The following is a 15,158-nucleotide window of genomic DNA, read 5'->3' on the forward strand; positions in this document are numbered from 1 at the left end:
GTAATTCGTGGCAAATTTTAAAATTTTAAGCCTTAAAAACCAATCTTTCTTCAATTCTAGCTTCTTTAGCTTTTCGTTTTCCTCTAAAGAAAAAGTATAAATTAAAGAACAACATTATTCCCAAATAAATAGAAAATCCGCCAATTTTATAACTCAGTTTTTCTATTAATTCCTGATACGTATTATCATATAAATTTAGTTGTAAGATCATTAGAGCAAAACCAATATTCAATAAATAAAAGCCCGTTTCAAAAAGTTTATTGGTCGCTTCTGCAATTTCTTCTCTTCCTTTAAAAATGTCAAGCATAAAAATCTTTCCGTTTTTAAAAAGCGTTTTAGAAACATAATAAGTAAGAAATAAAGCAATTGGCAGATAAATACCGTAACCGATTAAGAATTTTGTAGTTTCCATGATATTAAAATTTAAATGTTATTTAATTAATTTTTGAATGTATTTGGTAAGTAGTATAATATTCAGATAATGTAATATTGAAATAATGAAAATGATAATCGCAGTTTTAATTCCAATCGTTTCAATAAGTTGTGTCGATGATGTTATTTTTTGCCAGGAAATTAAAGTCACGGCGCAATAACCAATATTTAAAAGATAATACGCCATCAACAAAACCTGATTTATTTTTTGGCAGATTTCAGCATGATTCGGAATCAATGCTGCGACATAAATATTTCCGTTTTTATAACAGATTTTTCCAACTTTTAGAATGATGAAAATTGTGATGCTCAGGTAAATAAAATATCCGATGATGTTAAGGTTGATATTCATGACGCAGCGTTTTTTTGTTTTCTACTTTTATTTTAGATCCTTTCGCTAATAAAACAGAAACCGGTTTTGCATTTTGTAAAACAGCGAAATCATCACCATAATTTCTCAGAAAATCAACTTTAAGCATATAATTGCTGACTTCTAATTGCTGCCATCTCGGATGTTTTACTTCATATTCAAAAGTGGTTTTTTCGTCATATTTTGTATACCCAAAATAATGTTCTGTTATAAATCCAGCTTCAGAATCAATTTCAATTTCTTTGAATTCTTTTTTCGTTTCCAGTTTAATCGTATTCCATTTTCCGTCGATTTTCCACTGATAATTAAATGTTTTTGTGTTTTCATTTTCAGTGATTTTATGTCTCATTTTTAGCGTTTCATAATGTTCATTATATAAACTGTTAGCTATAAAAGTGATGGCTTTTTTCGGAACAATTTCTTTAATAAAAACAACACCGCGTTTCCATTCTCCGTTTTCAAAACGTTTTACATAAAACCTAAGATTGACTTCTTCAAAATCAACATGAAACGGAATTTTTATTCCCAATACTTTCGTTTCTTTAAATAGAAAACCAACCAGACTAACATAACATCTGCCATTCCAGATATCTAATTCTGTTCCTGCAGGAAGATATTTCTCTAAAATTTGAGCATCAATTTCATAGTTTATTAATGCTAAATTTTTCCATTGTGCGTTTAAGAAACTCATGATTATTGTTTTTTGTAGATTAATAAACTCAAATAAATGGCAAGTATTAAAGGGATTGGAAGTAATATGTAATTTAAAAAGTCATTATAACCAATAAGATGATTTACGAACCATACTCCAAAAAACACAATTACTCCTGAAATGTAGAACTGTATATTTTTTTCTTTAGGATTATCAATTAGCATTTTAATTCCAATACAAACCTGAATAAAGCCTGTAACCATAGTAGATAGTAAAGCAAAAATAAGAGCTCCTTCTTTAAAAATTGGAAATGTTATTGCAATTGCAAACGGAATGGCAAGAGCTAATGTATTCATGTTTTTTAAGGCTTTCATAGTTATTGATTGTTTTAAACTTTCAGAAAATAATGAAAGTTTTAATTAAATTTTTTTATTTCATGATTTTTAGGACCAAACGGCCTAACCAGTTTTCATTAAACTCTGTCATTTTATCTAACATATTATCTGCTTTCAAAACAAAATCATATAGTTTATTAGTTTGATCTACAAAGTGTTTTTCTTCTGCAGAATCTTTTGCTTCAATCGACGAAACTTCTTTTAAGATTTTAAGAGCAGGTTTAATTTCTCTCTTACTTCTTTCTCTCGCAATTTTTACAGCCAATTCGTCCAAATCTTTTTCAGCAGTAAAAAACTCTCTCCTTTCTCCGGCTTTATATTCTTTATAAACAATTCCCCAATCCATTAAAGCACGTAAATTCATACTGGCATTTCCACGCGAAATCTGTAATTCTTCCATCACTTCTTCCATAGAAACCGCTTCGTTAGAAACCATTAATAAAGCATGAATCTGTGCCATAGTTTTATTAATGCCCCATTGAGAACCTAATGCTCCCCAAGTCTGAACGAATTTATTTTTTGCTTCTTTGAATTCCATAGTACAAATGTATATAAAAGTTTTTAAACTTTCAAAAATAAATGAAACTTATTTTAAGGATAATAAAGTTATGTTAATTCAAGTCCCTAAATTTTTGATTAACTAATGATACGGCTATTTTTGTAAAAATCACTTTTATGGAATTATACTACACCTTTTCAGTACTAATCGTGCTGGCTTCTTTCTTCGCCTATTTAAATTTAAGATTTTTAAAACTTCCGGGAACTATTGGAATCATGATTATCGCCATGTTAGTTTCTGTCGGAATTCGTCTTTTGGGGGATTCTTATTTTCCTGCAACAACAAGACATTTTTTTGCTTTGATAAAAGAATTTGACTTTAATGAAATTCTGATGGGAGCAATGTTGAATTTTCTTCTTTTTGCCGGCGCTTTACACGTAAACATGTCCGATTTAAAAGAACAAAAAGTGCCGATTATGATTTATTCTACAGTTTCTGTAGTGCTTTCAGCCTTAATTATTTCGATGCTTCTTTTTTATATTGCACCATTTTTCGGGATAAAAATTCCTTATTTATTCTGCTTGGTTTTCGGAACATTAATTTCTCCAACCGATCCAATTGTAGTTCTTGGCGTTTTAAAACAAGCTAAAGTCCCAAAAAGAATCGAAACCAAAATTGTTGGAGAATCATTATTTAATGATGGAGTAGCCGTGGTAATGTTTGCCGTAGTTATGGAAATGGCTACAGATCCAGCATTTGATATGAGTTTGGGTTCTATAGCATGGCTTTTTGCAAAAGAAGGTATCGGCGGACTTTTATTGGGAGCTGTTTTAGGATTTACTGCATCAAAAGTGCTTAAGAAAATTGACGATTATAAAGTTTCGGTTCTAATAACGCTTTCAATTGTTATGGGTGGCTTTTTGATCGCCAAAAGTTTACACGTTTCCAGCCCGCTTGCAATGGTTGTTGCCGGATTAATTATCGGAAATTATGGCAAAAAAGTTGCAATGAGCGAAACAACAAAAGATTATCTGGAAAAATTTTGGGAGCTTATTGATGAAATACTAAATGCAATTTTGTTCTTATTTATTGGTTTCGAATTATTGTTGCTGCCGAATCTGGAGAAACAATTAGTAATTGGTTTGGTGACTATTTTGATCGTATTATTTGCCCGAATATTTTCAATTGTTTTACCGTGGAAATTCTTCGACATCTTCAAGTTTTTCGGAATTAAATCGGCGTATAACAAAGGCTCATTAACCGTTTTGGTTTGGGGCGGCATTCGTGGCGGAGTTTCTATTGCTTTGGTGCTTTCACTTCCCGACGGAGAATATAAAAACCTGCTTCTTGAAATCACTTACATTGTAGTGTTATTTTCAATTGTCGTGCAAGGTTTAACCGTTGGAAAAGTTGCTAATAAAGTTTTGGAGAAAGAGTAAAGAATATAGAAAATAGAATAAAGATTTCTATTTCTTTTAAAACGATAAAAGACTTGTGAAGAAAATTGCAAGTCTTTTTTTTGTTACAATTTCAAAATAGAAGTTTTAAAATATAAATTTATTTGAAAGATTTTTCTTAATTTTATCTTACGTTTTGTTTGTAACTAAATTATAGTTGCAAATTAAAGATTTAATGATAAATTTGTATGAGTAAAATTGATAAGCTTATTGAAAAGTTAAAATCAAAACCAAAAGATTTTTCTTGGGATGAAATGCTGAAGATTCTAAATCATTTTGGTTATAAACAGATCTCACAAGGAAAAACTGGTGGTTCGAGAAGGAAATTCGTTAATGAAGATAAACAAATTATAAGTTTGCATGAACCACATCCACAAAAGGTTTTGAAAATATACCAGCTAGATATTATTATTGAACATTTGAAATTATAATATGAAAAACTATTTAGAATATAACGGATACGTTGGAACATTGGAATTTTCTGCAGATGATAAAATTTTCTTTGGAAAAATTCAGGGAGTAAACGATTTGGTCACATTTGAAGGTTCTTCGGTTAAAGAATTGGAAGAATCTTTTAAAGAAGCTGTAGACGATTATTTAGAAACCTGTAAATTATTAAATAAATCTCCAGATAAAATTTATAAGGGGTCTTTTAACGTGAGAGTATCTCAGGAATTACATCAAAAAATAGCTCTTTTGGCCACTAAAAAAGGATTGAATTTAAATGAAATTGTAAAAGAAGCATTGTCCTATATTATAAAACATGAAGAAGTTTTAAATTAAGGAACAAAGAATATCATTTATCTCTTATCTCTTATCTTCTTTAGAATAATTAGAAGGACCATCAATATTGATTGGATTTCCTAAAAAGTGCGGTTCCCGATTTCTAAAAACATCAATGAAAGATTTGAATGTAGAAAGATATTCTCTAAACGTAACATACTTATAACCTTTGTACTCTCCTTTATTGGCTGAATATCCAGCCGATTTTATGCCCAAACTTCTCCCAATATAAAGTGCTCTGTTCAAATGATATTCCTGCGAAATCAAAGTTGCTTTCTTAATCTTAAAAATATATTTAGCTCTATACATAGTAGAGTAAGTGTCGAAACCTGCGTAATCAATAAATATATGAGTTGTGTCAACGCCGTTTCTATAACAGTAATTTTTCATTACCGTTAATTCATCATATTCCTCGCGTCCGTTATCGCCAGACAGTAAAATTTTATTTATTCTTTTTGCTTTATACAATAAAATACCAGCATCTAATCTGTCTTTTAGATATTTACTTGGCTGATTTCCGTTAATTCCAGCGCCAAAAATAATTCCGACATCATTTTTTGGAAATTTTTTCAAAGAGTGATGAATGTATTTTTTGGTCGACGATTTTACATAATAATTTACCGAAATAATCATGATCAAGCCTGCGATAGAAAGATACAATAGTATTTTAAAATATTTTTTCATGAATATTGTAAGAGTTGGTTTCTAACGAAGATAAATAAATTTATTTACTCCAAAAGTCAAATTAAAAAAACCGAAGTAGCAATACTTCGGTTTAATCTAAAATCTAAAATCAGAAATCTACAATTATAGAAGTCCTGCACGTTTCAACAAAGCTTCAGGTTTTGGTTCCTGACCTCTAAAACGTTTGTATAAAATCATCGGATGTTCTGTTCCTCCTTTTGAAAGTACGTTTTCTTTGAATTTTGAAGCTACTTCACTATTGAAAATTCCTTTTTCATGAAAATATTCAAAAGCATCGGCATCTAAAACTTCTGCCCATTTGTAGCTGTAATATCCAGAAGAATAGCCACCTTGAAAAATATGCGAAAAAGCCGTGCTCATTGCGTTTTCTTTTACATCGGGATACAATTGTGTATTGGCAAATTGTTCGGTTTCAAAAGCTTTTAGATCCGTAATATTCGTCGGATCTTGTCCGTGCCAAGCCATGTCTAATAATCCAAAACTCAACTGACGTAAAGTCGCTAAACCTTCTTGGAAACTTGCACTTTCTTTAATTTTCTGCACATATTCAATCGGAATAATTTCTCCCGTTTCGTAATGATTAGCAAACAAAGCCAAAGCTTCTGGCTCGTAACACCAGTTTTCCATAATCTGACTTGGTAATTCTACGAAATCCCAGAAAACAGAAGTTCCAGATAAACTTGGATATGTTGTATTAGCTAACATTCCGTGTAAGCCGTGGCCAAATTCGTGAAATAAAGTCGTTACTTCATTAAAAGTCAATAATGAAGGTTTTGTTTCTGTTGGTTTTGTAAAATTACAAACGTTCGAAATATGCGGTCTTTCGTTAACGCCGTCTTTTTTATATTGATGTTTGAATGAAGTCATCCACGCGCCGTTTCTTTTTCCTTTTCTTGGGAAGAAATCTGCGTAGAAAATCGAAACTAAATTATTTTCAGCATCTGTTACTTCATAAGTAGTAACTTCTTCATGGTATTTATCGATATCAAAAACTTCTGTAAAAGTTAAACCGTAAAGTTTTTTGGCAACAGTAAAAGCGCCCTCTAAAACTTTTTCTAACTGAAAATAAGGTTTTAGTTTTTCATCGTCTAAATTAAAAAGCTGTTGTTTTAATTTTTCAGAATAATAAGCGCCGTCCCATTTTTCCAATTGTTCGATTCCGTCTAGTTTTTTCGCGAAAGCGGTTAATTCTGTAAACTCCTTTTGAGCTGCAGGTTTTGCTTTAGCCAATAAATCATTTAAGAATGTAAAAACTTTATCTGGACTTTCGGCCATTCTTTCTTCCAAAACAAAATGTGCGTGCGTTTTATAACCTAATAAATTGGCTCTTTCAAAACGAAGTTTAGCTATTTTTAAGACATTTTCCTGATTGTCAAATTCATTATTTTGAAAAGCTTTTGCGCCAAATGCAATTGCCATTTTTTTACGCAGTTCGCGGTTATCAGCATAAGTTAAAAACGGAATATAACTTGGATGATCTAAAGTAAAAATCCAGCCTTCTTTTTCCTGACTTTTGGCTAATAATCTCGCTGCTTCAATAGTTCCTTCTGGCAAACCAGCTAAATCACTTTCATTAGTTAAATGCAATTCAAAAGCATTGGTTTCTGCCAAAACATTTTCTCCAAACTGCAAACTCAATTTTGATAATTCTTTATCAATTTCGCGTAAGCGGTCTTTTTTGTCTTCTGCTAAATTGGCTCCGTTTCTAGAGAAACTTTTATATTTTTTGTCTAAAAGTGTAGTTTGCTCCGGATTCAGATTTAAACTTTCTTTTTGATTGTAAACGGCTTTTATTTTTGCAAATAAATCTGCATTCAGCGTAATGTCATTTCCAAATTCTGCTAATAAAGGCGAAACTTCCTGAGCGATTTTCTGCATTTCGTCATTCGTTTCAGCGGAATTCAAATTGAAGAAAACACTAGAAAGACGATCTAAAATATCACCTGAAAAATCCATTGCTACAATAGTATTTTCAAAAGTTGGTGCTTCGGGATTGTTTACGATTGCATCAATTTCGGCTTTAGCCAAAGCAATTCCTTCCAGAAAAGCCGGAAAATAATCTTCGATTTTAATTTGCGAAAAAGGCGCTGTATTATGTTTGGTATTAAAATACTGTGTTAATATACTCATGATATAGTTTTTTATTCTGCAAGGTTTCCAAAACCTTGTAGGTTTATTTTAAGTATTTAAATCTAAATGTTGTATACCTACAAGGTTTTGGAAACCTTGCAGGAATGTAAAACGTTATAAAAGGAAGTTTATTTCTTTAAACCTTCAGCTGCTTTATTAACCGCCGCTTTCAATTCTTCTTTATAAGCAATAATAGTGTCAAGAACTTTTTTGTCATGGCTTCCAATAATTTGCGCAGCTAAAATTCCCGCATTTTTTGCACCGTTCAAAGCAACAGTTGCAACAGGAACACCGCCCGGCATTTGAAGAATTGACAAAACAGAATCCCAGCCATCAATCGAATTGCTTGATTTTACAGGAACTCCAATTACAGGAAGTGGTGACATAGAAGCAACCATTCCAGGTAAATGTGCGGCACCGCCAGCGCCGGCAATAATTACCGAAATCCCGCGAGTGTGAGCATTTTTACTGAAATCGAATAATTTTTCTGGCGTTCTGTGCGCCGAAACAATATCTACTTCTACTTCTACATTAAATTGTTTTAATATATCGATGGCATCCTGCATGACTGGCATGTCTGAGATGCTTCCCATTATGATGGCTACTTTGCTCATTTTTTGTTGTTTATTTTGTTTCAAGTTTTAAGTTTCAGGTTTTATAACCGAAACTAAAACGCTGTAGTTTTAAATATCTTTTAATAATTTATAAATCAAAAATGCAATACCAAAAACTAATGCGATAATACATAATATCATTATTGTGAACGAAACAAAACTTTTTATTCGCTCACCGAAATATTCATTTTTATCAGTGAATTTTTCAAAATTAATCTTAATCAGATTCGAATTGTCTGTTACATTAAAAAAGTTAATTAGTATATCTAGAAAATCCATTTTTGATTAAAAAACAAATTATTGATTGCTAATCACTTTAATAGTATTCTTAACTTCCTCAGCAATTCTTCTTGCTTCTTGCATATCCTCATTTACAATAGTAACGTGTCCCATTTTTCTAAATGGACGAGTTTGTTTTTTACCGTAAATGTGTGGTGTAACGCCGTCCCATCCTAAAATGGTTTCGATGTTTTCGTAAACTACATCGCCAGAAAATCCTTCGGCGCCCACTAAATTTACCATAACTCCGGCAACTTTGCTTTCTGTATTTCCTAACGGAAGATCTAAAATTGCACGTAAATGATTTTCGAATTGTGAAGTATAACTTGCTTCGATTGAATAATGTCCAGAATTGTGCGGACGCGGCGCTACTTCATTTACCAAAACTTCATCATCACTGGTTTGGAACATTTCTACCGCTAAAAGACCAACATGATTGAATTTTTCAGAAACATTCAAAGCAATTGCTCGGGCTTTTTCGGCTACTTTTTCGTCAATTCTTGCAGGACAGATTACGTATTCTACTTGGTTGGCTTCTGGGTGAAATTCCATTTCTACAACCGGATATGTTTTGATTTCACCAGACGGATTACGGCAAACTATAACAGCCAATTCGTTTTTAAACGGAATCATAGTTTCTGCAATACATTCTACATTTGGAAGATCATCCATATCAGAAATCTGACGAATGACTTTTACGCCATTTCCATCATAACCAAATTCGGTACATTTCCATACAAATGGAATTGTTATTTCGTTATTTCCAACCGATTTTTGCAAATGTTCGGGACTGTCAAATCGTAAATATGCAGCTGTCGGAATATTACTTTGGGTGTAAAAATCTTTTTGAACTCCTTTATTTTGAATTCCTTTTAAGGTTTTTGGCGAAGGATACACTTTTACGCCTTCATTTTCTAATTGCGTTAAAGCTTCAAGATTTACCAATTCAATTTCGAAAGTTAAAACATCAATTTGTTTTCCAAAATTGTAAACCGTTTCATAATCCATCAAATCACCTTGAAAAAATTTATTGCAGGCAATTTTGCTCGGAGCTTCGTCGCTCGGATCTAAAACGTATGTTTGGATATCAAATTTTCTGGTGTCAGACAATAGCATTTTACCTAATTGTCCGCCGCCTAATATTCCTAATTTAAAATCAGAAGAAAAATAATTCATTGTGTTGTGTTTTTGCAAAGATACTTTTTAATCTTTTTTTACCCTAAAAATTTTTCTGCCACAGATTAAAAGGATTAAAAAAGATTTTTTTAAAGTTTGCCACGAATGACACGAATTGCACGAAGTAATTTAGCGCTGCAAAAATTTGTGAAATTCGTGTCATTCGTGGCAAACGAAAAAAAAACGTTATTTCATTTTCTTCAAAACTTCTTTAGCAACCGCTTTATAAGCAGCCGAATGATCTGCGTAATCCTTTTCGATAATAATTTTAAGTTCAGGATGAATCCAGTCGTAATAATTTCCTAAAACATATAATGTTCTTATAGAATATGCTTTTGTAGCCACTTTGGTATCATTTATTAACCAGTCAAAAGAAACTTCAATACAATGTTGAAGATTTTCTTCGGAAAGTAAAATGCAGTTTTCAGCCTTTTTATAATGCGATTTTACTAAATGTTGTAAAACTTTTGCAATTGGTCTTAATGAACTTTCTTCTTTTAAATGTTTCAAATTTTCGCAGAAAAAATCAACATAAGGCTGAAGCCAAATTAATTCTTCGTACGATACAAATTCTAAAATCCAACAGGCTCTGTGATTATTTTTGTCAGATGGCGAAAAGCAAATCTTAACCAATTCATCAAAATAATCTTTATTTTCTAAAATATATTGAGCAGCTTTGAGTCGGTTTTCCCGGTAAGCATTTACGTAATCTAGCTTTGATTGGAGTTCAGAAGGCATCTTTGTGGATTTTAAATCGGGAACTAAAATAGGTAATTTAGGGAGACTAATCCGTAAAAATTTGTAGGAAGACCGGGATAATAATAGCGAGGCGAAGTATTTCCGACTGCAACGGCATTTGGCAGGATTAAAGAAGCATATTTTTCGTTAGTTACATTGTTTATACCTGCAGCTAAATGAGCATTTAACTTAGGCAGAATTTCAAATCGATAACCCGTTTTTAGGTTAATTATATTGTAAGAATCAGCATAAACTGCGTTTGCGTCATTTAGAGGAATTTTATCTATAAACTGAAAATCGCCGCTCAGATAAATTCCTAAACTTGTGTTTAAATTTATTCCTGCATTTACTTTATTGGCAGGAACTCCCGTTAGTTTATTTCCAGAGAAATCATTTCCATTATCCACAAACTCTTTAAATTCATAATTTCCAAAAGAGCCAGAAATATAAGAGTTGATATTGAAAAAAGAATTAATAGGCCAATTGTGATTTAAGGTAATTTCGATTCCTTCATGAAAAGTTTTTCCAGCATTTACCCCTACATATTGATCGTCGCCAACTCGTTTTGCAACCAGTAAATCTTTTATTTCCATTCGATAAATACTAATTTCTGAATAAAGTCTTTTATTGAAAAAATAGAATTTACCACCAAGTTCAAAATTATAACCATTCTCTGGTTTTATATCAGGATTAATAGAGCCAGTGCTTGTTAAGGTTTCTTCTGTTGCAGGCAACGAAAATCCTCGACTTGCAGAAAAATATACAGTTTGTTGCGCATTAGGTTTAAATAAGAAAGAAAGCTGTGGCGAAAAAATACCATCATAACTATAATTTTGAGTCGAATTGAGATTGTAATTTTCTAATTCAAATTCTGTTTTGTTATAATCTAATCCAGCCTGAATCTCAAATTTTCTCGATAACAACGTTCTAAACTGTGCAAAAATATTATAGAAATTCCTTTTCTGACCTGTTTCTGTAAGCTGATCGCCTTGCAGACTTCCTTGCCCGTTGTTCTGCTGATATAAATTCTGGAACGTATTACCTTTATAATGGTCTGTAAAATATTCGATTCCGGTTATAAATTGGTTTTCAATTTCATTAATTTTAAAATTACCAGAAAACTGAGTTCTCGCGCCGCTTGCAAAAGTATATTGGCGAAGAATGTCAAAAGGTCTGGGTTCGTTACTGTCTTTATAATTCATAAAAACTGAAGTCGAATTGCTCAGATTTTCATTAATCTTAAAATCATAAGCCAATCCTGCCAATGTCGATTTATATTCTTTAAATCCTTTTGAAGCTACCCAAGTTGGCGCTCCAGATTGCGGACTATTATCAAACATGGTTTTATTGATCGAACTCGGAATGTAGGCTTTCAAATACGTGTAATTAGAAAAATAAGTAAGCTTGCTGTTTTTCTTTTTAAATAATTCGCCCGCCAAAGTAACACCTTCACGATTATACGCGCTGTTTTCTCTCCAGCCGTCAGTTTCGAGTTTGTGATAACTCAGATTCAAACTTCCTTGTTTTTCGTTTAAACTATAATTTAAAGTATTTTTTAATAAACCATAAGAACCCACAACAGTGCTGATTCCTGCGCTTTCGCCAATATTTTTTGAAAGTTGCGGCGATATTAAAATTGCACCTCCCAATCCTGCGCCGTAAACACTTGAAAGCGGCCCTTTAATAATTTCAATTTGATTCAGGTTTTCCAGATCAATATCATCAATAACCGTTTCGCTATTTCCGGAAGTCAGCGGAATACTGCCATAAAAAGCCCTTATTTTATTGGTTCCATAAGGCGTTCTTGCGCCAATCCCGCGAATAGAAATTCGGGTTGTTGTAATATTTGCAGACTGCATAAACACACCGGGAATTGTATTTATTACAGTACTAATATCAGTTGTATTATTTTGCAGTAATTCTTTTTTAGATAAAATGCCAATAGAAGCCGGCGTATCTTGTATCGTATTATTAATGTGAAGCGGGCTAATAATTACTTCATCCAATTTTTCTGTCTGAAGCGTATCAATAGTTTTACCTTCTCTATTTTGTGCATTTATATTTTGAAGAAAAAGTAATGCAAAACAAAGAAGACAATATTTTTTTAAAGTCATAAATGATTTGGGTTAAATAAAATCTTGGTGTAAATAAATTTCAATATTTTTAAAATTCCAAATTCCAATTTGAAATGAGTTCATTTTGGAATTTGGAATTTTTAAAAATTGGAGTTTTCCAAAATTATTGGAATTTATTTATTCGCTGTCACTTTCCAAATCGTATTAGCGCTGTCATCATTTACAAGAAGCGAACCATCTTTCATAACCGTAACCGCAACCGGACGACCGTAAACTTCGGCTTTTTCTTCATTAGCAATAAATCCGGTTAAGAAATCTTCGGGTTTTCCAGAAGGTTTTCCGTTTGCAAAAGGAACAAAAAGAACTTTATAGCCGGATATTTTAGCGCGGTTCCAAGAACCATGCTGTCCAACAAAAATTCCGTTTTTATATTTTTTAGGAAATGCATCTTTAGTATAAAATGCCAAACCCAAAGAAGCCGTGTGAGCACCAACCGGAACATCCGGAACAATAGCTTTTGCAGCCAAATCTTTGCGTTCGCCTTTCATTCTTGGGTCTAAAATATTTCCATAATACGAATAAGGCCAGCCATAAAAGCCATCTTTTTTAACGCTCGTAATATAATCAGGAACCAAATCATCGCCCAATTCGTCGCGCTCATTAACCGCAGTCCAAAGTTCGCCGTTAGCAGGATTCCAATCCATTCCAACCGGATTTCTAAGACCCGCAGCGTAGATTTTTTCGCCTGTTCCATCAGGATTAATTTCTAAAATATCGGCACGGCGCAATTCAGATTCCATTCCGTGTTCCGCATTATTACTTCCAGAACCCACAGAAACATAAATTTTTGTACCGTTAGGATTTGCAATAATATTTCTCGTCCAGTGATTGTTGTAACCGCCTGCAGGAAGTTCAAGGATTTTTGTGCCCTGCGTTTCTAATTTCAGCGGATTATTTTTATAAGGATAGCGATATAAACCATCAGTATTGGCTATATAGAAAAAATCTTTTAGAACCAGCATTCCAAAAGGTCTGTTTAAGCCAGAAATAAAAACATTTCTGGTTTCAAATTTTCCGTCTTTATCTGCATCGCGAAAAACCGTAATCTGATTTTTACTGGTTCTCGTACCGCTTTCTACAACAAAAATGTCATTATTAGGAGCAATATAAGTCCAACGCGGATTTTCAAAACCATCTGCAAATTTAGAAACCGTAAAACCTTCAGGAGCTTTAGGCATTTTTCCATCAGACCATTTTAGAACTTTACTGTTGTTTGTTTTAGATTCAGTTGCGTATGGCGGCGGAAGTTTAAGATCTCCAATAGCCGTTTTTACCACATTTCCAGGTTGTGCTGCCAAAGCTTCTTTTTCTTCCTTTTTTACCTGTCCGTTGCAGGCAGTCATTGTAATAGCTAAAAAGGCAGAAAATATTTGTACGGTTGTTTTCATTTTAGATTAGGGGTTAAATGTTTATAGAACAACAATTTACTTAATTACAGGCTTAGCTTTGTTATAAGATTGTAATTATTAACTGATATTTAACATTCTTAAAAAAATGTTAGGAGACGCTATTTTCATATAAGGTATTAAGTTGTAATTCTGTATCTTTGCGCATTATTTTAAACATAAAAATAATGATACAACTTCACGATAAACAATTTGTTCCGTTTATTTCGGCTAAAGAAATTGATTTTGCTGTAACTAAATTAGTTACAGAAATAGAAGATGATTTTGGAGATGATACCCCAATTTTTATTGGAGTTTTGAATGGCGCATTTATGGTTGTTGCAGATTTTCTGAAAAAATATAAAAAACCCTGCGAAGTTTCATTCGTAAAAATGGCTTCTTATGAAGGTACAGAATCAACAAACACAGTCAACCAATTAATTGGAATTAATCAGGATTTGTCTGGCAGAAGCGTCATTATTATAGAAGATATTGTAGATACAGGAAATACGATAGAAGAATTAAAAGCAATTTTTAAAGCACAAAATGTAAAGCATTTTAAAATTGCAACATTGTTCTTTAAACCGGAAGCTTACAAAAAAGACATTAAAATAGATTATATCGGAATCAGGATTCCAAATAAATTCATCGTTGGTTACGGTTTAGACTATGATGGATTAGGCAGAAATCTGGGCGAAGTATATAAATTGGCAGAATAATTTTAAACACATACACACAACTATATATTCATTTTAAACTTCTTTAAAAAAAGTCAAGAAGTAACAACACACACATATTATGATTAACATTGTTTTATTTGGAAAGCCAGGGGCAGGAAAAGGAACTCAGGCAGAATTTTTAAAAGAAAAATACAATTTAACACACCTTTCAACAGGAGATATTTTTCGTTTTAATTTAAAAAATGATACAGATTTAGGTAAAAGAGCAAGAGTATTTATGGACAATGGAGAATTAGTTCCTTGCGAAGTAACTACTGCAATGTTAATAGACGAAGTAAAAAAACACCCAGATACAGCAGGATTTTTGTTTGATGGTTACCCAAGAACATTAGATCAGGCTGCTGCATTAGATAAATTTTTACCAACAATTGGTTCTAGCGTTACCGCTACAATCGCGTTGGAAGCAGATGATGAAATTCTAGTAGCACGTTTATTAGAAAGAGGAAAAACAAGCGGAAGAGTTGATGATCAGGACGAAGAAAAAATTCGTGTAAGATATCAGGAATATAATGAAAAAACAGCGCCGCTAATTGGATATTACAAAGAACAAAATAAGTTTTATGCCGTAAACGGTATCGGAACTATCGAAGAAATTACAGAGCGATTAACGTCAGTTATAGATAATTTGTAGAAGCTTTTTCCAGCTGTCGTTACAAGTCCTCGCTAAA

At 32.4% G+C, this 15,158-nt stretch carries 17 protein-coding genes; 5 read left to right on the forward strand and 12 right to left on the reverse strand.

The features are described 5' to 3' along the window. Positions 1–25: 25 nt before the first annotated feature. From EV144_RS17370 to EV144_RS17390, 5 genes are read right to left on the reverse strand one after another with little or no spacing between them, the layout of a single operon-like run. On the reverse strand, positions 26–412 hold the full coding sequence (locus tag EV144_RS17370) for a hypothetical protein (protein ID WP_134150450.1): 387 nt from the start codon (positions 410–412) through the stop codon (positions 26–28). A gap of 18 nt (positions 413–430) precedes the next feature. After that, the gene (locus tag EV144_RS17375) at positions 431–784 is read right to left on the reverse strand and encodes a hypothetical protein (protein WP_317129086.1); all 354 of its coding nucleotides are present in this window, start codon (positions 782–784) and stop codon (positions 431–433) included. Further along, positions 768–1,493: a YqjF family protein gene (locus EV144_RS17380; RefSeq protein WP_134150451.1), complete on the reverse strand. Its 726-nt coding sequence runs from the start codon at positions 1,491–1,493 to the stop codon at positions 768–770. Before EV144_RS17380 ends, EV144_RS17375 begins: the two co-directional genes overlap by 17 nt. A 2-nt stretch (positions 1,494–1,495) precedes the next feature. Further along, positions 1,496–1,828, reverse strand: a complete 333-nt coding sequence (locus EV144_RS17385) for a hypothetical protein (protein WP_134150452.1) — start codon at positions 1,826–1,828, stop codon at positions 1,496–1,498. Between the two features lie 55 nt (positions 1,829–1,883). Then, positions 1,884–2,387: a GbsR/MarR family transcriptional regulator gene (locus tag EV144_RS17390; RefSeq protein ID WP_134150453.1), complete on the reverse strand. Its 504-nt coding sequence runs from the start codon at positions 2,385–2,387 to the stop codon at positions 1,884–1,886. A gap of 137 nt (positions 2,388–2,524) precedes the next feature. On the opposite strand from EV144_RS17390, the gene EV144_RS17395 reads away from it, so the two are divergent. The 3 genes from EV144_RS17395 to EV144_RS17405 all read left to right on the forward strand — a co-directional run bounded on the left by EV144_RS17395 (position 2,525) and on the right by EV144_RS17405 (position 4,588). Further along, a complete protein-coding gene (locus EV144_RS17395) occupies positions 2,525–3,787 on the forward strand; it encodes a cation:proton antiporter (RefSeq protein WP_134150454.1) in 1,263 nt (420 codons plus the stop codon). Positions 3,788–3,993: 206 nt separating this feature from the next. Continuing rightward, complete coding sequence (locus EV144_RS17400) at positions 3,994–4,236, forward strand: type II toxin-antitoxin system HicA family toxin (protein ID WP_134150455.1); 243 nt, start codon at positions 3,994–3,996, stop codon at positions 4,234–4,236. Position 4,237: 1 nt separating this feature from the next. Next, positions 4,238–4,588, forward strand: a complete 351-nt coding sequence (locus EV144_RS17405) for a type II toxin-antitoxin system HicB family antitoxin (RefSeq protein WP_134150456.1) — start codon at positions 4,238–4,240, stop codon at positions 4,586–4,588. A 24-nt stretch (positions 4,589–4,612) separates the two neighbouring features. Here the strand turns inward: EV144_RS17405 and EV144_RS17410 are convergent, their stop codons facing one another. From EV144_RS17410 to EV144_RS17440, 7 genes are all read right to left on the reverse strand, one after another. Beyond that, positions 4,613–5,272, reverse strand: coding sequence for a vancomycin high temperature exclusion protein (locus EV144_RS17410; protein ID WP_134150457.1), 660 nt, complete (start codon positions 5,270–5,272; stop codon positions 4,613–4,615). 123 nt (positions 5,273–5,395) lie between these two features. After that, positions 5,396–7,423: a M3 family metallopeptidase gene (locus EV144_RS17415; protein ID WP_134150458.1), complete on the reverse strand. Its 2,028-nt coding sequence runs from the start codon at positions 7,421–7,423 to the stop codon at positions 5,396–5,398. A gap of 128 nt (positions 7,424–7,551) precedes the next feature. Beyond that, positions 7,552–8,037: a 5-(carboxyamino)imidazole ribonucleotide mutase gene (gene purE / locus EV144_RS17420; RefSeq protein WP_134150459.1), complete on the reverse strand. Its 486-nt coding sequence runs from the start codon at positions 8,035–8,037 to the stop codon at positions 7,552–7,554. Positions 8,038–8,334: 297 nt separating this feature from the next. Beyond that, positions 8,335–9,492: a 5-(carboxyamino)imidazole ribonucleotide synthase gene (locus EV144_RS17425; protein ID WP_134150460.1), complete on the reverse strand. Its 1,158-nt coding sequence runs from the start codon at positions 9,490–9,492 to the stop codon at positions 8,335–8,337. Between the two features lie 186 nt (positions 9,493–9,678). Beyond that, positions 9,679–10,230, reverse strand: a complete 552-nt coding sequence (locus EV144_RS17430) for a hypothetical protein (RefSeq protein WP_134150461.1) — start codon at positions 10,228–10,230, stop codon at positions 9,679–9,681. Between the two features lie 23 nt (positions 10,231–10,253). Then, a complete protein-coding gene (locus EV144_RS17435) occupies positions 10,254–12,344 on the reverse strand; it encodes a TonB-dependent receptor (protein WP_134150462.1) in 2,091 nt (696 codons plus the stop codon). A 134-nt stretch (positions 12,345–12,478) separates the two neighbouring features. Further along, positions 12,479–13,753, reverse strand: coding sequence for a PQQ-dependent sugar dehydrogenase (locus EV144_RS17440; RefSeq protein WP_134150463.1), 1,275 nt, complete (start codon positions 13,751–13,753; stop codon positions 12,479–12,481). A 185-nt stretch (positions 13,754–13,938) separates the two neighbouring features. Here EV144_RS17440 and hpt point away from each other — a divergent pair, with 185 nt between their 5' ends. Beyond that, positions 13,939–14,469: a hypoxanthine phosphoribosyltransferase gene (gene hpt / locus EV144_RS17445; protein WP_134150464.1), complete on the forward strand. Its 531-nt coding sequence runs from the start codon at positions 13,939–13,941 to the stop codon at positions 14,467–14,469. 79 nt (positions 14,470–14,548) lie between these two features. After that, positions 14,549–15,121, forward strand: a complete 573-nt coding sequence (locus EV144_RS17450; protein WP_134150465.1) for an adenylate kinase — start codon at positions 14,549–14,551, stop codon at positions 15,119–15,121. Positions 15,122–15,158 lie beyond the last annotated feature (37 nt).

The organism is Flavobacterium sp. 270 (assembly GCF_004368785.1).
Taxonomy (GTDB): domain Bacteria; phylum Bacteroidota; class Bacteroidia; order Flavobacteriales; family Flavobacteriaceae; genus Flavobacterium.